The organism is Sporosarcina sp. P1 (assembly GCF_002743155.1).
GTDB lineage: Bacteria > Bacillota > Bacilli > Bacillales_A > Planococcaceae > Sporosarcina > Sporosarcina ureae_B.
Map to the genome: position 1 here is coordinate 43,371 of NZ_PDYS01000008.1, position 19,844 is coordinate 63,214.

The window sequence follows — 19,844 nt, forward strand, 5'->3', positions numbered from 1 at the left end:
GTTGCCCGCTGAGACGTACGTATAGTGAATCTCATAGTAATTCTCTATACCATCCAAGTATATTTCACTTTTTAAAAGTATCCTGTGTAAGAAATAATCATGGAGGTTTGTAAATTCGTTTTTGATTAAACAATCGTGTGTGTTTTAACAAACACAATTATTTCTTACGCAGGCACCCTATTATTCCTCGCGGAGGACACCCTTGCCTTCGTTCCTACTGCCAAGTCTGTTGTGGACTTTCACCACCTAACGATTATCCATGCCGTGCACATCACCACAAACGCCCACCTAAAAAATAGGTGGGCGTAATTAGACATAAATGTATTACAGATTTAATAGTTCCAAAAATGTTTTATGTCCAATATTGACTTCTCTAATTTGGATGTTACTTAAATCAACTATTTGTTTCATTATTTCTCCTGATGGGTCACCTATCCACTCTGCATAAAAGACAGCTGTCTCTTTAAACTTTAAATGCTTTCTTAAAAGGGAACATAGGCTTCGGAAAGCTTTAACACTTTCCTCACAGCTCTTTTTGTTATAAAGTAAAAACTCTCGATCCCAATCAAAAATGATTGCACTACTATCTGTTGTCATACATTCATAAATATTTGGTAACTTGATTACATTCCCAATATTTTCAAGGTCATCTATATGCTCTACAAGTTCCAATACAAAATCGAATTCCGTATTCCCTTCAAATATCTCAAAGTTAATTTTTGTTTGCGTTCCTATATACGTTCTATAACTCAAATACTTCCCTCTCTTTCTGATGAACTACCAAACCAGTATATGTTTCGCGTCTTGTTTAATAAATCTTTTTCCAGGAATTGCCCATCTAAAAATATAATGAAATTTGATCGTTTTTAAAATGATAATGCTATACTGGAGTGACGTCATCTCTAAAGGATTTTGCAAAATTTGGTTTTCGATACATTTGCTTAACTCCGTGATAATCAATAGAAAACATGCGTTTATTTTTATACACTACTACTATGATATTTTTATCCGTTGGTCCAATAATTTTAACATGTTTATTACCTTTCAACATTTTATTGGCTAAATTTACAACTTGTTGACCATGCTTTTTTATTAAATATGGGGTAGCTCTCGTAATCATTTTTTTTATTAAGGGAATTGCGGCTCTTAAGACTATCCAAAGTATAACTTTAGGAAATTCCCCATCAGGATCCACATACATCACCGGATTATTATTCGCATAGCTATAACCATTCATTGTGATAGGATTCATTGTATCCCCACGTACAGGGTCAAGCGATAAGAATACCCCTGTATTAGGATTATAATAACGTGCCATTAGATAATATAACTTCGTTTCTTCATCGTAACGGTATCCTGCATAGCGATAAGGATTTTCAGAAGTCATCGGACCAGATTGCGTTAAAATATTCCCCCATGCATCGTATGTGTACGTTGCGACTTTTTCACCCGATTCGTTCACAAGCGCGAGGACATCCCCGCGGTAGTTTGTGAGGTAATAATAGGTTTCACCCTGGTAGGTCATTGTCAATGGGTTGTCGTTATCGTCGTATGTGTAGGCTTTTGTGAGGTTGCCACTTGGATCTTCTTCAAATAATACTTGGTTGGATGTTCCGTTATAACGGTAATACGTTTCGCCTCTAGACGTATTTAAATACACGCGTCTGCCTTGGTCAAAGTATTGATACTCTGATACAATTTCACCTTCAATTGTCGCTACTTTCGTTAGTTGATAAAAGTCGTTCCATTCATAGCGGAATTTACCATTATTAAGCAGGTTGCCATTTGCATCTACTTCATATGCTTGACCGTTCACTCTCTTTAATTAATTTGCCTTATTAAACGAATAGTCTACGGTTGTTGGTAATCCGTTGTTTAATATTGTTTTGGTAGTACGGTTGCCCGCTGTGTTTAAACATTCACGATTGTTCGAGGAGAATGAATATTTAAACAAAGGCATTAATTTGTTGCACAGAATACATTCATCAATTGTGGAAGAATCTATTATATGATGTGTTCTCTATTGAAAATTATTAATATTGCCGTGAAAATAAATATTACTTTATATATTTTTTTTACATATTTATTTTCAATAAAATATCCCTTTTCATAAAAAAATAACTCTAAAAATGTAAAAACAGAATACGCTATAGCTAATACAAAAAAATTTAATCTACCTGAGAAAAGTAAAGACAACATTATAAATGAATAAGCTACCATTCTAAGTAGTTGGTTTTTCATTATTTTCACCCTACTTAAATTAATTTTAAATTTCTATTTCAATCAAAATATCCGGGAATACATAAAGTGAAATTATTAATTATTCGTTTTACTTTTAATCACACTTCGTGAGGACAGCTTGTTTTCGCTACTGCTACAATGGACTTTTTTCGTTCGTGCTTTCCCGGGGAGCCATCGTCTTACGTTACATTCGCCTTTCGAAACTTCCTTAAATTAACTAACCTCCATTAATATCCATTAAAATATCCGTTATTCGGATACTTGTCTCTCCTATCTAAAAATTCAAATATATGCTTTCCAGGATCGCTATAAAAACCCGCAATATTTGTTGCTATAGTCAATGTAGAGACAACTTTACTCGCAACATTTGCTGAGATACCTTTCCTTCTCAAATTCCTCCTTACCTTATCAGCAAAAATTATACCTTTAGCTGCCGTTAATTGTTTTTTTGCATACTTTGATAATATTTTTGCTATACTACCTCCTAAGTATACGGAAACAATGAATAATACAGCATTTATGGTTTTTGCTAAAAATGATTTTTTATTCCACCAAGCGTTTTTCCAATATTCCCCATCCGGATCCACATTCATCACGGGATTATTATTCGCGTAGTTATAGCCATTTAGTGTAGTTGGATTTGTTAAATCCCCACGTATAGGATCAAGTGATAGGAATACTCCTGTATCTGGATTATAATAACGTGCCATTAGATAGTATAACTTCGTATCTTCATCATAACGGTAACCTGCGTAACGATATGGGTTGATGGTTGCGATTTCACTACCACTTTGCGTTAAAATATTCCCCCACGCGTCGTATGTGTAGGTTGCGACTCTATCACCTGATTCGTTCACAAGCGCGAGGACATCTCCACGGTAGTTTGTGAGGTAATAATAGGTTGCCCCCTGGTAGGTCATTGTCAATGGGTTGCCGTTATCGTCGTATGTGAAGGCTTTTGTAAGATTGCCACTTGCATCTTCTTCAAATAATACTTGAACAGTATATATGAATTCAGGAGTAAAGAAATGCGTCAAAGTAACTTAATGCACGGCCATTTATATATATTTAACTACTAATAATTTCACAACAAGGTGCAGGAAATATAGTCTATTATTTTTTTTGTTGCAGGCATTTTATACTCCTACACCTTTCGTTTCCAAGAACATCTGTCACTTTAAGAGATATTTTGTGTTTATTATTAAGCGTTATATTGCACAACCGAATGTAACACCTACCTCACAGCTTGTATAAGTACTTTCATTGTTTAGAAATCGCATACTTTAAAGTGCAAAAAAGCACTTTAAACAGATACAATTTATTGATTAAAATTACATCCAAAAGTAGATGTTGTACTTCCGGTATCGTCTCTTCATTCACATAAATAATCGACTATTTTCCATTAACACCATCCCCGCAGTCCGAGCGTTTCTATCTTATACTGATCTATTTGATGCATATTTTTTCGCCCAGCCGCAAACATCCCATCTTCCCCTTTGACTTCCTTCATTCTCGAATGAAAACAATGAATATATAACACCGTACGTTGCCTTGATGATCTTCTGAACGAGCATTGCTTATCCAATTCATTCACCATTCATTTGAATCACAACAGCTCTTCATGCAACTAAGCCCCTTCTATATGCAGGTCACTGTAAAAGCTATTGTTCGATTTCCATGACCGTGATACGATTCAGCCATGAAGACTAACTGGGGGTGATGACCATACGGCTGAAAATTGAAGAATCCACTACATTTCAGGAGATTGAAATCACCATTAAATGTCCTGAAGTAGATGAACGCTTATCCCGGCTTATCCAGCAGATCAATCAAATGATGTATAGCTTTACAGTTACACAAGATGACGCTGTGTATTCGATACAATCCAGTGATGTTCTATATATCGAGACAGTAGATAATGCCTCCTTTTTGTACACACAAGAAGACGTCTATGAAAGCGAACTAAAGCTTTATGAATTTGAGAATCAATTGAAAAATACGCGATTTCTACGAGTCAGCAAACATATGATGGTCAATACATCCAAAATAGAAAGTGTGCGTGCGTTATTGAATGGGCGATTTGAAGCCACCTTAGAAAACGGTGAAATGGTCATCGTGAATCGACACTACGCAAAAATATTTCGAAAGCATTTCCTAGGATGAGGTGATCCAGTTGAAAAATCTTTTACTCTATATAAGCGGGGCTTGCTTTGCGTTTACATTCAGCACAATCGTCTACTCTTTATTCCGGTTACTTGGAATCTTCCCTCCACTGACAGAAAAGATGACTCTGTCCATGCTAGTTATTTCCATCGTCATTACGATTCTCATTTGGCTTTCGCATCTATTGCCACTAGAGAATCCAATATGGGTGTATGCAGTAGAAGCTAGCTGCGTTATGACTGTGATGATCGTAGCCGGTGCATTTTTCGACTTATATCCTTTCGGGTTGTATAACCTAGTGATGGCTGTACTGGTGGGGCTTATTGCGTATGGTTCTGTTATTGTATTGATTTACTTGAACAATAAAGCAGATGAGTTAAAAATAAATCACACGATCTTGCAGAGGAGGAATCGGGATGCAAACGATCATTGAAGTGGAAAATGTCAGTAAATCTTTCGGTCATGTGAAAGCAGTTGACGAGTTGAATTTCTACGTGACAAAAGGAAGTCTATTCTCATTTCTTGGAACGAACGGTGCCGGTAAATCTACCGTGATTTCTATTATTTTAACCGTGCTCCAACCGGACAGCGGCTCCGTAACGGTCAACGGATTTACGGTTGGTAAAGAGGATGAATTCATTCGAAAAGAGATCGGAGTCGTCTTCCAAGAAAGCTTGTTAGATCCACTATTGTCTGTACAAGAGAACTTGGCAATTCGTGCACAATTATATGGAATGGCAAAGCATGAAATACTGTCTGCCATACAGCGATGCGTTGAAATTGTAGATATTCATTCCATCTTAAAGCAGCGATACGGCAAATTATCTGGGGGCCAGAAGCGAAGAGTCGATATCGCACGTGCCCTTCTCCATCAACCCAAGATTTTGTTGCTCGATGAACCGACAACAGGACTCGATCCTCAAAGTCGTCAGCAAATCTGGAAAATGATTGGACACTTACAAAAAGAGCATGGTATGACCGTTTTTCTGACGACACATTATATAGAAGAGGCCGCGAATTCGGATTTCGTTATAGTGATAAAAGAAGGACGGATTATCGCCAAAGGCACTCCGATTGATTTAAAACAGCAATACTCTGCGGATCGCTTATTCATTACGACAACCGATCACACTGCACTGCGCACGCAATTTCTACATGATCATGTGCTGTTTCAAGAAGAAACTGGCGGATACACAATCGATTTACCGAATACGATAGCAGCTATTCCTATGTTACATACATACCAATCGCTTATTACGTCTTTTGAAGTACGAAAATCTAGTTTGGATGATGTCTTTATCCGTATTCATGATCGAGAGGGTGTGTAGACGATGCTAGTTTTCGCTAAAAGGAATGTACTGCTCTATTTTCGGGATAAGTCTGCAGTGTTTTTCTCATTGCTAGCTGTGTTCATCTTGATTGCACTCTATGTATTCTTTCTTGGTGATCTGATCGCGGATGGAGTGCCAGACTTTCCAGCAAAGCATTGGCTGTTGCTGTCTTGGATTATTGCGGGGGTCGTCACGGTTACGAGTGTGACGACCACATTAGGCGCATTCAGTGTGATGGTAAACGACCAAGCAACCAATGCCTATAAAGATTTCCGTGTCACACCAATTAAACAATCCGTATTACTCGGTGGCTATATAATTAGCTCACTCTCCATAGGATTTCTGATGTGCAGTATGACTCTTCTTGTAGCAAACGCTATGCTTTTCGCCACTGGGGAGCCGGTACTTTCATTCATACAAATCATTCAATCGGTAGGCGTCATATTTCTAGCCGTTTTGACTGCTGGTTCCATGATCTCTCTACTTGTCATTTTCTTCAAAACCTCCCCTGCATTCGCTGCGGCTAGTACAGTAATTGGTACATTAATTGGTTTTCTTACAGGTATCTACATTCCAATCGGCACTTTACCTGCCTACTTACAAAGTATGATACACATCTTCCCCATCTCACATATCGCTGCTTTGCTTCGGCAATTTCTCATGGACGCTCCTATGGCCGAAGCATTCGCTCAAGCACCCGTTGAAGTGAAAGAAAGCTTTCAGTTGAATATGGGCGTGTTCTTCAAAGTAAATGGATGGCAAATCCCTCCATTCGTCAGTGTCGTGTATCTCCTACTGATCACCATCATTTTCTTTATACTTTCAGTGAGTGTGATGAAATATAGTAGAAGATAAGTATTAAACCATTAAATGGTATCCAGTCCATAAACGATTCGGAATGTTTATGCTATGATACACATAACCAATACCATTCTAGTAAAAGAGGTGAATGAATGGATTTCATTGCTTGGACGATTATTGCTTGTGAAATAGGCTTTTGGGTCGTTATTCTTGCTGGCCTCATTACACGATATGTATGTAATAAAAAACGACTCGGTTTATTTTTTCTAGCGTTAACACCAGTCATCGATTTACTATTGCTAGTCGTCACGGCTTCCGATCTTTATAATGGCGCTGTGGCTACACAAGTTCATGCCATTGCGGCGATTTATCTCGGCGTATCAATCGCATTCGGAAAAAGTATGATTCGCTGGGCGGATGAACGCTTTCTTTACTACGTCAAGAAGCAAGGCACAAAACCAGCGAAGAAAACAGGATATGCACATGCACGCCATTCCGTGAAAGGTGCATCGCAACATGTACTAGCATTTATCATCGGTGGCGGATTCTTGTTCGCAATGATTTACCTAATTGGAGATGCCAATAAAACGGAAGCACTCTCTCAAATGTTGAAGCTTTGGGCGCTCATCGTAGGCCTTGATATGGTGATCTCGCTCTCCTACTTCATTTGGCCACGTGCTGAAAAAGTTCATCGACATAGGTAACGTGCTGTTTCATGGAGATATGGGTTTGGTACATGGAATGTTTTTTTAAAACGCATGGCATCTAGAGACTCAATTCGTACTTGAGTGGGAGTCCCTATTTTTGTTTTTGAAATAACGTTACAATCAACAATCCATAGTAAATCACCTTATGATAGGCAGACAAATTTTCAACAGCGCATAAATTTATGTACTCTTGCTAATTACGTTGTCAAATGCATGTTCATTGATGAATGGAATGGTTTACTAGGAAAGAATTTTGAAGTAATAGAAAACGTCAATGTAAAAAAGGAACTTTATGCTGAAATGAATGATAAGAGGTTGGCTTATTAAGCAAGCGGGTCATTATCTTGAGTATTAGGTGAGTGAGAAATGTTAGAAGTCAAAATAACTATTTGAAAGTTCCGTTGTGTTATTTCTGTGTTGTGAGGTGTGAAAATGATTGATTTTATCTTCTTTTGGTATGTTTTCATAGGCTTGTGGGTTTTATTAGCTTTATCAATTTTGTTTGCATTTTATGCTTTTAAAAAGAAATCGTGGAAATTAATGTTTATATCTGTTGTTTTTTCTATACCTAATACTGCTTTAGTTTTGATTGTAGAATTAGAAAAAGTAATGTATTTACTATTGGTCTGGTTTATTGTTCAATTGGCACTATCGTACTTTCTTTATAGAAAAATACCTTTATTAAGAAAGAATCGGGCGCGATAACTGAAGAAGGATTTTCCACAATAAGGCCAGATTGTTGTATAAAAACAAGGGGGCATATTTATGAGTATTGGATATGAATACTTGAAGATTGTACAAGAAAGATTTGAAAGCGTTAAAAGTCTTGGAGATAAAACAATAAGCCAATTATCAGATGAGGACATACACTGGAAATTAAACGAAGCTTCAAATAGCATTGCAATTATCGCAAAACATTTAAGCGGAAATATGATATCTAGATGGTCTGATTTTTTAACATCAGATGGAGAGAAATCTTCCAGAAATCGTGATCAGGAATTCGAGGATGACATCTCCTCAAAACAGGAAATGATAACTATTTGGGATAAAGGATGGAACACGCTTCTTGATACATTGAATGGATTAGAAAGCCATGATTTATTAAAAAATATAACCATTCGGGGTGAGAAACACACTGTGCTAGAAGCAATTGAAAGACAAATGGCTCATTACGCTTATCATGTTGGGCAGATTGTTCATATTGGTAAGCAATTAAAAGACGAGAACTGGGAAACCCTAAGTATTCCTAAAGGAAAATCAAAAGAGTACTTACAGCAGAAGTTAAAAAAACATCGGTCTTAAAATAGTAGACTTTTGTTCCCTAAACAGGTGCTATACTTGAAGATCATTGAGCTGCTAAGACAGCTCTTTTTCTAATTCAACTAAAGGATAGAATAGTAGTAAAAAGGTTGGGACTTTGCCTGTGGATAAATATATATAATAAAACAAGAGTTTAATGGCGAACCATATATTTGTTACAACCAAGAGTGGATTAAAATACAAAAAAATGAGTTATTGAGGTTTAGTAGATGAAAAATAATAGAAAAAAACGAAACGGCTTTTTTAAAGATATCCTAATTGAGCTTAGGGATTCCATCTTATTTGAAGTGGCTTGGAACGTCTTGATGTTTATCCCAAGAATGATGATCCGCGTAATAAAGAACATTTGGTAAAGTCGTTAATCGAAATGTTGATCTTCGCTACAGCCGGAGCGACTAGGTGAATCAGTAGAGCCGCAACGAAGAACGGCTTTTGAAATTGAATCTCGAATCAAAAGAATTTAGAAGAGTGCTGCATAATCCTCATCTGGAAAATCTAAGTCCTTCTCCTGACATTCAGATAAAAATCTCAGAATTCATAAATACAAAGACCCCAACATGTATTATAGAACCAAAATAAAAGCCTACACCTCGATCTCTATTTTGTAAGTAGAGGCTGGAGGTTAGGCTTTTTACAATCAGTATTGTATGTAGAACTTTTTAGTGCTTACGCTTAACTTCGATTCTATAGCCATCAGGGTCAGTAACAAAGAAGTAAGAAGGTGTTCCACCTGCAAGTCCTTTCAAGTCACCTGTTTCATAAGAAGAAGCTTTACAAATTTCATGCATTTTTTCTAAATCATCTACTGTTACGCCTAAATGACTGAAACCATTTCCTATAACATATGGTTCTGCATCATAATTATACGTAAGTTCTATTTGTACGGAAGAACCTGGTGAATTTAGGTAGATCAAATCAAATTTATGCTCAGGGAATTCTCTGCGACTGGCTACTTCAAAATCAAAAAGCTCCGTATAAAAATCTAAGGTAGCATCAATGTCTCTAACGCGTAAACAAATTTCAACGAGTACTTGGTTCATCACTATCATCCTCCATGATTTTATTGACTTAATCTTATCATAGATACCATATCAGTACACTTTATGCGATTGCATAAAGTTAGTTATCCTAAAAGTTATCACGCGCGTTACGTAATTCGATAAAGTCTTCCAATGTTTCCGCTTGCAGAAAGAGGTTAATTTCCTTCTCCCTGCCGATCGTTGTCGGAAGCGTTGGCTGTCCTTTCGCACGCAATTCCCGAACTTCATCCAATGAGTTGGAGATTTTTTTATGATCGGGATGCATTTCGTATGCAAAACGTAAATTAGTTTCGGTATACTCGTGACCCGGATAAACTTGTATATCATCATCCAAGCGCTTAAATTTCTGCAAAGTTTCATATTGAGATTCGTAATCGCCGGTAAATACCCGACCACATCCTGCTGAAAACAAGGCATCCCCGCAAAAGAGATGATTTCCCATTAAAAAACTGATATGGCCATGCGTATGACCTCCTGATTCGTAGACTTGGACAGTTTGGCTCAACAAGTTAAAGGAGTCCTCTTCCTTTACAACTCTATTCACCAAGTCTTTCGTTTCTTTCGGTCCATAAACAAGACTTTCGGGATGACTCGCTAGAATCTCCCGTACCCCGCCAGTATGATCTTCATGCATATGAGTTAAAAGAATGGCCGCCAAACGAAGCTGCTTTTTTTCCAGGTAATCAAGAACACCTTTCGCTTCACCTGGATCCACCACCACTACCTCTGTTTCTTCTTGAATGCACCATATATAATTATCAGAAAAGGCGTTGATTGGATGAATAATCACTTTATGATTCCTCCCCTTGTTACATAGTTAATTTGTGGTTTGGAGACGCTTTTCCCTTTCCACCGACAAGTTTTACTTTATCCTGCTATCATAACACAGAGATTATTATTACACATGAAGGATACCACCTCACCTGTTTGTAATTCAATCCTTGATTCTGTAATTTTGAAAAAAGGTTTATTTATTATTATGCGAAGAGAGCCAAAACAAACGGCTCTCTTCCCATAATCTACTTCAATTATTCTTCTGATAGTACTGCCGTTGCAACTCTCGCACTTGCTCCGCATACCCTTCTACTGGCCCCACTACTTCGATAGCAGGCACCATTTCTTGAATTGGATAACTCTTTACAGGAGCAGGCGTAGTTACACCCATTTCTTTCTTCCACTGCATTAACTGTTTCGATGAACTCGCATAGACAATTCGTCCCAAACCGACTAAACCATGCGCTGTCGCACACATCGGGCAATGTTCACCTGACGTAAATACTGTCGCTTTCGCCCTGTCTTCCGCGTCCATATGATCTGCCGCCCATCGTGCTAAAGCAAATTCCGGATGCTGCGTCGGGTCGCCACCACTTGTACGATTATGGTCTTCAGCTAACACTTCACCACTCGCTGAAACCAATACCGAACCAAATGGCTGATCTCCTTTACGTAGCGCCATTTCTGCTAATTCGACAGATCGTTGTACATGCTTCAATTCGCTTTCTTGTAACATGAATGAATCCCTCCTTATTGTTCACTTCCCTTTATAGCACTTCTTTTAACATACTTACATCGTTATGTTTATAATTCCTTCATCTACTAGGTATCAATCATCATATTCCTACTTATGTAGTTTACATAGAAAGTAGACGGGTACAAAATAAATACAACGCAAAAAGGATGTGATGGTATGAAAGCAGTAACATTTCAAGGAAAGAAGTCGATGGTCACTAAAGAAGTGAAAGCTCCGAGTATCCAAGAAACTAGTGATGTAATCGTACGCATTACGACAAGTGGTATTTGTGGATCGGATTTGCATCTGTATCATGGCGGGATTGTGCCCGAGCAAGATTATGTAGTGGGTCATGAGCCGATGGGGATTGTCGAAGAAGTAGGTTCTGAAGTGAAAACCGTAAAGAAAGGCGACCGGGTCGTCATTCCGTTTAATATAGGGTGCGGTGAATGTTTCTTCTGCCAACATGAAATGGAAAGTCAATGTGATGAATCCAATCCACATGGAGAAGTTGGAGGACTATTCGGATTTGCTGAGCCAAATGGAAACTTCCCAGGTGGCCAAGCCGAATATTTACGTGTTCCATATGCGGACTTCACGTCATTTAAAGTTCCAGAAAATAGCGAGCTAGACGATGAGCATCTCGCTTTATTATCTGATGTCATTCCTACAGCCTATTGGAGTGTCCTTCATAGCGGCTTGAAAAAAGGCGATACAGCCATTATTTTAGGCTCCGGTCCAATTGGATTAATGGCACAAAAATTTGCATGGATGCAAGGTGCCAAACGAGTCATTTCGGTAGACCATGTCGATTATCGCTTGAAGCATGCGGAAAAGACTAATAAAGTAGAAACCTATAATTTTAAAGAACATGACGATATTGGCAAATTATTGCATGAAGAAACGAAAGGCGGCGCAGACGTCGTCATTGATTGTGTAGGTATGGATGGAACAGTGCAACCAGATGAAACATTTGGGTCCAGTGGAGATAACCAATTCGGTACAATTAGCCCGATTATCACAGCGTCACAAGTGGTACGGAAGTTCGGTACGGTGCAATTAACGGGTGTCTATGCGACGGATGCGAACAACTTCCCACTTGGCGATTTCTTCACACGCAACGTTTCCTTAAAAATGGGACAAGCACCCGTTATTCACTTAATGCCTGAGCTATATAAAAAAATCGAAGCAAAAGAATTCGATCCGACAGATATTATTACCCACAAAGTAAAATTGGAAGATGCTGCAGATGCATATGCAATTTTTGATAAGAAAGAAGACGGTTGTATCAAAGTACTTATCCAACCGTAAACTATAAAAACGCGATGGTTTGTTCATCGCGTTTTTTTGTGTAAATAATATGACTATAGAATAAAACTACATATTGTCATTGTGTCGGGACCTCAAAACTCCCGATTCCACAAAGGCAAAAACCATTTAACCCCGCGCCGATTAACAGGAAGAATCTTCATATCCGCAAGCAGATGACTAACATACCCAGCAAGCCCTGCAGCAACCAGACCGTCGATCGGCCACTGCATATACAAATGCTTCAAAATATACGCATAAAAAACAATCCCTATAATAGAATGCGTATACGATCTATGTGGCAAGAACGACGCAATAATAATATAACTACCAGCGAGTAAAATACCTAGCGACTGGTCAAGGACAAATCCGAGAAGCATGACGAGGATACCGGTAATGGTGAGCATCCGTCGCTGTGTGATGAGTCGCGACACAATGAGCAACAGAAGTCCGATACCTCCATACAGATAAATATCTTGGCTCAGTCCTTCTGTAAATACTTGATAGATGAGTGTCAGCAGAATAACGATGCCAGCAGTTTCCATGAGCCATTTGCTAACTTTCTTACTAAGTGTGATGCTGTTGCTCGCGAGTCCGTTCGTATCGAGATCCGGAACGACTCCGGATATTCCGCCGACTGCCGCGCCAATCAACGCAGTCTGGATGTCCGGCTGCACAGCGTATCCCGCAATGGCGCCGACCGCTGTGCCGATAAATAAATGTGAAGTGCCTTTCATATGTAAACCTCTCTAGCTGTATAGTGTACGGTCGAATCCAGAACGTATATTCGTTCCGTCTTTTCTAGTATAACGATTGATAGCTGAAATGGGAAACATTCTGTTACGTCAGGAATACAGTAGCCCTTGATCCCTCCGTTTCTATGCAGCAAACTCCCTGCACACCACTAAAAAACGACTGGACACTAGCCCAGTCGTTTCAAGTTCACTTAGAAGAAATACAAACCGATACTAATAATAACGCCACTCACTAACAGTATGAAAAGACAGTAGCCCATAATATCCTTTGCGCGAAGTCCCGCGATGGCGAGTGCTGGCAAAGCCCAGAACGGTTGAATCATGTTGGTCCATGCATCGCCCCACGCAATAGCCATAGCTGTTTTTGAATAGCTAACGCCAAGTGTTTGCGCGGCATCGAGCATGATAGGAGCTTGCACTGCCCACTGACCGCCACCCGATGGTACAAAAAAGTTCACCAGGCCCGCCGCATAGAACGTAAACAATGGAAACGTACTTGCCGTCGAAATGGAAACAAACCATTCGGACATGACGCCAGCAAGTCCTGAAGCAACCATCATGCCCATAATTCCTGCATAGAACGGGAATTGGATGATGATGCCACCGGCTGTTTTAACTGCAGTTGTAACCGCGGCAAGAAAACGTTTCGGTGTCCCGTGGAAAATAATGCCGAGTACTAGGAAAATAAAATTCACAATGTTTAAGTTTAAATCGAATCCTTTGGTTAGGAAATGCTGAATGAGATAAATGAGACCGAGTGCGCCGATCAGCATGGAAATACTTACACTGTTTTCCAGTCTGCTAGCCGGCGTGTTATCTGTACTTTTCTCCACTTCAATATGTTCTTCTAATAGTTTCGGATCGACAGTAACGGTATCTTCAGGCTTTGGCATCATAAAACGATTCAAAATCGGAATGGCAATGAGTAGCGCCACGACAATAATCATATTATACGTTGAAAAGATCGTTTCAGATGTGCGAACGACACCCATTATGTCAGCGAATGGATGATCTGCAGTCGCGATCGAAAGTGGAATGGTTCCACCTAGACCACCATGCCAAATAATCATACCGGAATAAGCACTTGCAATTAAAAGACGGTAGTCAACATTGGGTACTTTCTTTGCAATTTCCTTCGCGAAAAGGGCACCAATGACCAGACCGAACCCCCAGTTAATCCAACAAGCGATCAGTGCGACAACGGAAACAAGTATAATTGCGGAGCCAGGAGATTTTGCAACCCCTGCCAGCGTGCTCAATAGTTTCTTGAATATAGGGCTAATAGCCAAAACGTATCCCGCAACTAGCACGATCACCATTTGCATCGTGAACGATAACAGCCCCCAGAAGCCATCTCCCCAATGAACAATCATGTCGAGTGGACCCGAATCGGTGAATCCAAGACCGAGCGCGAATACAACCAGCGTTAAAATAGCAACGAAAATATACGGGTCTGGTAAATACCGCTCCATTAATGTGTTAGACCATCTAGTTAACAGTTTCATACTACCCCTCCCCTATCCTTAATTTTCATACAGATTTTTCTGTTAACTCAGTCTATATCCATTGAACTTATAAGTCTATCATTTCATCCAGTAATCGGTTAATCCCGATTAAAAGCGATACTGATTTCTTATCTCTATACCCACTGCGCAAGACCATGCTCTGAACTCAACTTGACGCAAGTATCCTGTATGATTTTTTATACTTCCGGGTAATTTCTTCACAGTCTGTTTTACTAGAGTCACGCTATAGCAAATAGAGAAGCATACATAATGCCTCTCCTAAGCCAATTTTGTGATGACTTGGCACTTTATCTTGTCGCACAGCTCCATACCACTAGTTCCCTTTGCAATGAAGGGCTGCGATATAACCGAATGTCATTCCAGGTCCGATTGTCGCACCAGGTCCCGGGTAGGATTCTCCCATGACAGCAGCTGAGCAATTGCCGCATGCATACAGTCCTTTGATTGGCGTGCCATCCTCTTTCAATACGCGGGCTTGAGTATCCATGACGACTCCGCCTTTTGTTCCAATATCACCGGGATATATTTTTAATCCGTAGAATGGCCCTTTGTTCAGCTCATCTAAGTTGGGATTTTTCAGCGTAGGATCGCCGTAATACAGATCATGCTGGGTTTCACCTCTATGGAAATCCAAATCCTTTCCTGTCTCCGCAAAGCCATTGAACCGATCCACTGTCTTCACGAGATTTCCATTCGGTATCGCTAATTTCTCTTCCAATCCTGCAATCGTGTCGCTTTTTAGAACCACACCGTGTTCATAATAGGCTTTAGGAAAATCCTGTCCCGGAAACAATCCCGCAAATAAATGCCGTTTCTTCGCTTTATGATCGAGGATGATCCACGAATAAATGGCCTTTCCGTCGGTTCTGTCATTGTGTGCATACATCGTATCCACAAATTCGTGATATGGCGTCGGCTCATTGATATAGCGGTTCCCGTCTTGATCTGTGATAATCATCGATGGAATTGCCCGGTCAGCCACTAAGAAGAAAGGCATTCCTGTATGATCAATGATAGATGGCGCTCCCCAAACTTTGTCCATGAAGCCGAATTTCGCGCCAAGCTTCTCGGCTGGATCCAATAAATCTCCCGTTTGTCCTGGTGGAGAGGATGTCCAATTTTTATCCGTCGGAGCTGGAAGATACTTCTCACGATACGATTGCTTCTGAGAGAAACCACCCGACGCGAAAATGACTCCTTTCGATGCCTTCACACGCGTCTCCTTGCCATCTTTCATAATCGTAATACCGACAATTAAATCGTCTTCAATAATAAAATCGATGAACGGGCTATCTAGCCAAAGCTCGCCACCCAATTCTTTGTACGTCAACGCGAGTCTACCGATCAACGCTTGGCCCAAAGCTGAATAGTTGGCTCTAAAAATCAAGTGCTTGACTAGACGCCAACCGAGCGTCAGACTTCTCGTCTTTCCTTTCCACGTTCTAGTAATCATATTAATATGACGGAAATCTTGACCTGTCATGACAAATCCTTTCGTATCCATCGCGGGCGGCTTCATCCGCTCTCTCCAATCGCCTAGCTGATTGAGGTTAAAGACCGTGGGCTCAATGGAACGCCCTTCTCCCTTTCCGCCTGCCAAATGAGGATAGTAGTCCGAGTAGTCTTTTGCATACGTAAACCGCATATGCTCGGAAGTTTCATGGAGATAGTCAAGCATCTCGATCCCTTTATTCAAATAGGTCTCTTTCATCTCGTCCGAAGTGTTGTCGCCGACCGTCGCGTCCAAATACGTCTTGGCCTCTTGAAAACTGTCCTTTACTCCACCTTCGACCAAATAGCGGTTGTTCGGAATCCATATCCCGCCTCCCGAAAGTGCCGACGCCCCTCCGAATCGTGACTCCTTTTCAATTAGGATCGTCTTCAAGCCCTCTTTCTTTCCTGTGATCGCGGCCGTAAACCCAGATGCTCCAGAACCGACTACAATTACATCATATTCGTAATCCCACTTCATAAAAATCCCCCTTTGTTTATGACTTCCTATGCTTATATGTAGGCAACTCCACCGGTCTAGTAATCTAGTTGCCTTTAAGCTTGCATGTAAATTATATGCATGCTTACAGCTTAATAGTATGTATTATTGTAAATAAAAGGTAGGAACTGCTCAACCATTGTGAATCGGTTGAAAGAACTATTCGATTCACACTTCCACATAACAAATCACCACGCTACTCACAATCATAGTACATCTTGACCGTTGACAATATATAGAATTGTCTGTAAATTATTACTAGCAAGATATTTTTTCCAGGAAAGGAGAAAATGGATAAAAAGCAGAAACTTACTTACATATATGGAAAAGAGGATGGATTATGGCTAACAAACTGATGATCACCACCACGCTTGTACTCGCTAGTGTAATTCTAGTAGGTCTTTCTGCAAATACTTTGCCGAAAAAATTGGACCCTCTTGCTCCCGACACCATCTACCATAACGGAACCGTCTTGACGATGGACAGCGATGAATCCTCGGCTGAAGCCATCGCTGTAAAAAACGGCAAAGTCATTGCAGTCGGTACTGACAAAGAGATGAGTCAATTGCAAGGACGGGATACCGTCATGAAAGACTTAAAAGGAAAAACGATACTTCCCGGATTTTATGATACGCATAGTCATTTCCCGGCTTCCGGATTACATGACATCGTCTTTGCTGATTTGAACAGCCCACCCGTCGGCGAGATTACTAGCATCGCAGATTTGATTGATGTTATGAAAGAGTGGGGGAAAGATGCTGCAGAAGGTGATTGGATACAAGGTCAAGGATATGATCAAACGCTTATGAAAGAAGGAAGACATCCGACACGCGAGGATTTGGATAAGATTTCAACTACGCATCCCATCCACATCATGCATTCATCCGGCCATTTAGCTGTCGTAAATTCGAAAGCTTTACAATTGGCAGGAATTACGAAAGAAACAGCCGACCCTAAAGGCGGCACGATAGTCAGAGATCCGAAAACAGGAGAACCAAATGGAATTTTAGAGGAGCATGCGACGGATCTAGTGAGCAAGATCATTCCTCCTATTACACAAGAACAAAATGAAAGCGCTACAATTCATGCAGTGGAACAATATGCCTCAGCAGGTGTGACGACTTCCATTATTGCCGGTGTAGATAAATCTGCTATGAGAAACCTTCAAAATCTTATAGAACGCAATGTAATTCCTATTCGAATCACCGCCATGGGAGCTGGCTGGGGTGGAATGATATCGCCTGGTGAAGAAGGTGGATTCACAACAGGATTCGGTAGCGACAGGTTCAAACTGGGACCAGTAAAAATTTCTTATGATGGTTCTATCCAAGGGTACACGGGGTATTTAACAGAACCCTATCATAAGACACCTGCTAATGACCCTGATTATAAAGGGTATCCTGGAATGGATAAAGAAGTACTGATCGAACGCGTAAAAACTCTCCATCAAGCTGGATACCAAATTGCAGTTCACGGAAATGGCGATGCGGCCATTGACGATATTATTGAAGCATACCGGATCGCTCAAGAAGAATTTCCGCGCCCTGATGCCCGCCATAGAATCGAACATGCACAAATGGCTAGAGAAGATCAGCTGGATTCCATGAAAGAGCTCGGGATCACACCTTCCTACTTCGTCTCCCACACGTATTATTGGGGTGATCAGCATCGAGACACATTTATGGGCCCAGAGCGCGCTTCTAGGATGAGCCCTCTCCAATCAACAATTGACAGAGACATCAAGTTTTCTATCCATTTAGATACATTCGTTGTGCCGATGTCTCCGCTACAGGCTATTTGGTCAGCAGTAAACAGGACATCAAGAAGTGGTGAAATCATTGGTCCTGAACAACGAATCACGCCTATGCAAGCACTCAAGTCCGTAACAAGCGATGCGGCTTGGCAAAACTTCGAAGAACAGAAGAAAGGTTCAATTGAAGTCGGAAAACTAGCAGATTTCGTGATTTTGGATGAAAATCCACTAACGGTCAAGCCTGAAAAAATCAAGGATATCCGTGTACATGAAACGATAGTCAATGATCAGATCATTTTCCCCGTCTCGACTAGCAGTAGTAAGTAACTCAAATAAGGGAAAAGCTTTTTGAAGCTTTTCCCTTATTGCTTTTTCCTCACCTTCTAAAAGGTAGATCACATTTGCCAGCTGTGCTACATCCATTCAACATGGTTTTAACATTTTATTGGCACGTAGTATACTTCGCTTAGTTAGACATTAAACTATATAGTTGATTCAACTTTAATTAGGGCGTATATTGGCCTTGTACAAATTAATAAATACTGACATAAAAGGAGTGTTTTCATGATAGGAATTATGGAAGGTAAAGCAGGATTAGTTACAGCATCGGGGTCAGGAATAGGTAGAGCAACTGCAGTCGCATTGGCAAAAGCGGGTGCGAAAGTCATGATTTCAGATGTGAGTGAAGAAACAGGGCACGAAACTGTACAAATTATTAAAGACCTTGGCGGTGAAGCAGCCTTTTTCAAATGTGACGTAAGTGACGAGGAGCAAGTAATTCAACTCGTCAATAAAACGGTTGAAACATTTGGCAAGCTCGACTTTGCCCATAACAATGCGGGCATTAACAAAGGGCAAAAGCCAATTGGTGAATTGGATTCAAAAGACTGGGATATTACATTGAAAGTCAATTTGTACGGCACATTTTACTGCATCAAGCATGAAGTAAATGCTATGCTGAAAACTGGCGGTGGTGCAATCGTCAACACATCATCAGGTTCGGGTCTTCAAGGCTCTCCAAATATGGCACCATATACTGCATCCAAACATGCTATTACCGGTTTAACTAAGTCAGTTGCATTGGAATACGGTCAAAAAGGAATTACGATTAACTCAATCGCTCCAGGTGCTACGATTACACCAGCGATTGAAAACTGGTCTAAAACTTCCACTGCACAATACGAGGCAGTACTTGCATCCCTTCCAGCTGGAAGAATGTCTACCGCAGAAGAACAAGCAAATGCCGTCGTATTCCTATGCTCAGACCTTGCAAGATCCATTAGTGGTGTAACACTTGCAGTAGATGGCGGATATACCGCGGGTAATATGCAACAGTAATTTATATAAATTATAGAAAAAGTGGATCAGGTAGGAAACCTGGTCCACTCTTTTTATTGTT

At 40.2% G+C, this 19,844-nt stretch carries 18 protein-coding genes; 9 read left to right on the forward strand and 9 right to left on the reverse strand.

Features of this window, described 5'->3' with window-relative positions; genetic code table 11:
* Positions 1 to 324: 324 nt before the first annotated feature.
* The 3 genes from CSV73_RS09545 to CSV73_RS09560 all read right to left on the reverse strand — a co-directional run bounded on the left by CSV73_RS09545 (position 325) and on the right by CSV73_RS09560 (position 3,278).
* On the reverse strand, positions 325 to 753 hold the full coding sequence (locus CSV73_RS09545; protein WP_099627363.1) for a hypothetical protein: 429 nt from the start codon (positions 751 to 753) through the stop codon (positions 325 to 327).
* A 127-nt stretch (positions 754 to 880) separates the two neighbouring features.
* Positions 881 to 1,816 carry an RHS repeat domain-containing protein gene (locus tag CSV73_RS09550; protein WP_099627364.1) on the reverse strand — a complete coding sequence of 312 codons (936 nt, stop codon included), beginning with the start codon at positions 1,814 to 1,816 and terminating at the stop codon, positions 881 to 883.
* A gap of 652 nt (positions 1,817 to 2,468) precedes the next feature.
* Positions 2,469 to 3,278 carry an RHS repeat-associated core domain-containing protein gene (locus CSV73_RS09560; RefSeq protein ID WP_233202869.1) on the reverse strand — a complete coding sequence of 270 codons (810 nt, stop codon included), beginning with the start codon at positions 3,276 to 3,278 and terminating at the stop codon, positions 2,469 to 2,471.
* 682 nt (positions 3,279 to 3,960) lie between these two features.
* On the opposite strand from CSV73_RS09560, the gene CSV73_RS09565 reads away from it, so the two are divergent.
* From CSV73_RS09565 to CSV73_RS09600, 6 genes are all read left to right on the forward strand, one after another.
* Positions 3,961 to 4,404, forward strand: a complete 444-nt coding sequence (locus tag CSV73_RS09565) for a LytTR family DNA-binding domain-containing protein (protein ID WP_099627366.1) — start codon at positions 3,961 to 3,963, stop codon at positions 4,402 to 4,404.
* 10 nt (positions 4,405 to 4,414) lie between these two features.
* On the forward strand, positions 4,415 to 4,837 hold the full coding sequence (locus CSV73_RS09570) for a DUF3021 family protein (protein ID WP_099627367.1): 423 nt from the start codon (positions 4,415 to 4,417) through the stop codon (positions 4,835 to 4,837).
* Complete coding sequence (locus CSV73_RS09575; RefSeq protein WP_099627368.1) at positions 4,821 to 5,732, forward strand: ABC transporter ATP-binding protein; 912 nt, start codon at positions 4,821 to 4,823, stop codon at positions 5,730 to 5,732. The genes CSV73_RS09570 and CSV73_RS09575 overlap by 17 nt, the downstream gene beginning before the upstream one ends.
* A 3-nt stretch (positions 5,733 to 5,735) precedes the next feature.
* Complete coding sequence (locus CSV73_RS09580; protein ID WP_099627369.1) at positions 5,736 to 6,590, forward strand: ABC transporter permease; 855 nt, start codon at positions 5,736 to 5,738, stop codon at positions 6,588 to 6,590.
* A 98-nt stretch (positions 6,591 to 6,688) separates the two neighbouring features.
* The gene (locus CSV73_RS09585; protein ID WP_099627370.1) at positions 6,689 to 7,240 is read left to right on the forward strand and encodes a hypothetical protein; all 552 of its coding nucleotides are present in this window, start codon (positions 6,689 to 6,691) and stop codon (positions 7,238 to 7,240) included.
* A gap of 768 nt (positions 7,241 to 8,008) precedes the next feature.
* On the forward strand, positions 8,009 to 8,545 hold the full coding sequence (locus CSV73_RS09600; protein ID WP_099627373.1) for a DUF1572 domain-containing protein: 537 nt from the start codon (positions 8,009 to 8,011) through the stop codon (positions 8,543 to 8,545).
* Between the two features lie 677 nt (positions 8,546 to 9,222).
* On the opposite strand, the gene gloA is transcribed toward CSV73_RS09600, so the two are convergent.
* The 3 genes from gloA to CSV73_RS09620 all read right to left on the reverse strand — a co-directional run bounded on the left by gloA (position 9,223) and on the right by CSV73_RS09620 (position 11,113).
* Positions 9,223 to 9,603 carry a lactoylglutathione lyase gene (gene gloA, locus CSV73_RS09610; RefSeq protein ID WP_085131504.1) on the reverse strand — a complete coding sequence of 127 codons (381 nt, stop codon included), beginning with the start codon at positions 9,601 to 9,603 and terminating at the stop codon, positions 9,223 to 9,225.
* Positions 9,604 to 9,691: 88 nt separating this feature from the next.
* The gene (gene gloB / locus CSV73_RS09615) at positions 9,692 to 10,393 is read right to left on the reverse strand and encodes a hydroxyacylglutathione hydrolase (RefSeq protein ID WP_099627375.1); all 702 of its coding nucleotides are present in this window, start codon (positions 10,391 to 10,393) and stop codon (positions 9,692 to 9,694) included.
* Positions 10,394 to 10,627: 234 nt separating this feature from the next.
* Complete coding sequence (locus CSV73_RS09620; RefSeq protein WP_085131509.1) at positions 10,628 to 11,113, reverse strand: nucleoside deaminase; 486 nt, start codon at positions 11,111 to 11,113, stop codon at positions 10,628 to 10,630.
* Positions 11,114 to 11,290: 177 nt separating this feature from the next.
* On the opposite strand from CSV73_RS09620, the gene CSV73_RS09625 reads away from it, so the two are divergent.
* Positions 11,291 to 12,424, forward strand: coding sequence for an alcohol dehydrogenase catalytic domain-containing protein (locus CSV73_RS09625; protein ID WP_099627376.1), 1,134 nt, complete (start codon positions 11,291 to 11,293; stop codon positions 12,422 to 12,424).
* A 92-nt stretch (positions 12,425 to 12,516) separates the two neighbouring features.
* Here CSV73_RS09625 and CSV73_RS09630 read toward each other — a convergent pair whose 3' ends face one another.
* The 3 genes from CSV73_RS09630 to CSV73_RS09640 form a co-directional block, all read right to left on the reverse strand.
* Entirely contained in the window at positions 12,517 to 13,158 is a 642-nt protein-coding gene (locus tag CSV73_RS09630) for a metal-dependent hydrolase (RefSeq protein WP_099627377.1), read from the reverse strand.
* A gap of 209 nt (positions 13,159 to 13,367) precedes the next feature.
* A complete protein-coding gene (locus CSV73_RS09635) occupies positions 13,368 to 14,681 on the reverse strand; it encodes a short-chain fatty acid transporter (protein ID WP_099627378.1) in 1,314 nt (437 codons plus the stop codon).
* Between the two features lie 334 nt (positions 14,682 to 15,015).
* Complete coding sequence (locus tag CSV73_RS09640) at positions 15,016 to 16,674, reverse strand: FAD-dependent oxidoreductase (RefSeq protein WP_099627379.1); 1,659 nt, start codon at positions 16,672 to 16,674, stop codon at positions 15,016 to 15,018.
* A 358-nt stretch (positions 16,675 to 17,032) separates the two neighbouring features.
* Here CSV73_RS09640 and CSV73_RS09645 point away from each other — a divergent pair, with 358 nt between their 5' ends.
* Together CSV73_RS09645 and CSV73_RS09650 are read left to right on the forward strand one after the other, a co-directional pair.
* Positions 17,033 to 18,772, forward strand: a complete 1,740-nt coding sequence (locus CSV73_RS09645) for an amidohydrolase (RefSeq protein ID WP_099627380.1) — start codon at positions 17,033 to 17,035, stop codon at positions 18,770 to 18,772.
* 237 nt (positions 18,773 to 19,009) lie between these two features.
* Positions 19,010 to 19,783, forward strand: a complete 774-nt coding sequence (locus CSV73_RS09650; RefSeq protein WP_085131520.1) for an SDR family NAD(P)-dependent oxidoreductase — start codon at positions 19,010 to 19,012, stop codon at positions 19,781 to 19,783.
* Positions 19,784 to 19,844 lie beyond the last annotated feature (61 nt).

Coding starts and splice junctions, on each gene's coding strand:
- CSV73_RS09575 (WP_099627368.1), top strand. CDS start 4,821: ATGCAAACGATCATTGAAGTGGAAAATGTCAGTAAATCTTTCGGTCAT.
- CSV73_RS09565 (WP_099627366.1), top strand. CDS start 3,961: ATGACCATACGGCTGAAAATTGAAGAATCCACTACATTTCAGGAGATT.
- CSV73_RS09630 (WP_099627377.1), bottom strand. CDS start 13,158: ATGAAAGGCACTTCACATTTATTTATCGGCACAGCGGTCGGCGCCATT.
- CSV73_RS09625 (WP_099627376.1), top strand. CDS start 11,291: ATGAAAGCAGTAACATTTCAAGGAAAGAAGTCGATGGTCACTAAAGAA.
- CSV73_RS09600 (WP_099627373.1), top strand. CDS start 8,009: ATGAGTATTGGATATGAATACTTGAAGATTGTACAAGAAAGATTTGAA.
- CSV73_RS09635 (WP_099627378.1), bottom strand. CDS start 14,681: ATGAAACTGTTAACTAGATGGTCTAACACATTAATGGAGCGGTATTTA.
- CSV73_RS09620 (WP_085131509.1), bottom strand. CDS start 11,113: ATGTTACAAGAAAGCGAATTGAAGCATGTACAACGATCTGTCGAATTA.
- CSV73_RS09580 (WP_099627369.1), top strand. CDS start 5,736: ATGCTAGTTTTCGCTAAAAGGAATGTACTGCTCTATTTTCGGGATAAG.
- CSV73_RS09585 (WP_099627370.1), top strand. CDS start 6,689: ATGGATTTCATTGCTTGGACGATTATTGCTTGTGAAATAGGCTTTTGG.
- gloA (WP_085131504.1), bottom strand. CDS start 9,603: ATGAACCAAGTACTCGTTGAAATTTGTTTACGCGTTAGAGACATTGAT.
- CSV73_RS09650 (WP_085131520.1), top strand. CDS start 19,010: ATGATAGGAATTATGGAAGGTAAAGCAGGATTAGTTACAGCATCGGGG.
- CSV73_RS09645 (WP_099627380.1), top strand. CDS start 17,033: ATGGCTAACAAACTGATGATCACCACCACGCTTGTACTCGCTAGTGTA.
- CSV73_RS09640 (WP_099627379.1), bottom strand. CDS start 16,674: ATGAAGTGGGATTACGAATATGATGTAATTGTAGTCGGTTCTGGAGCA.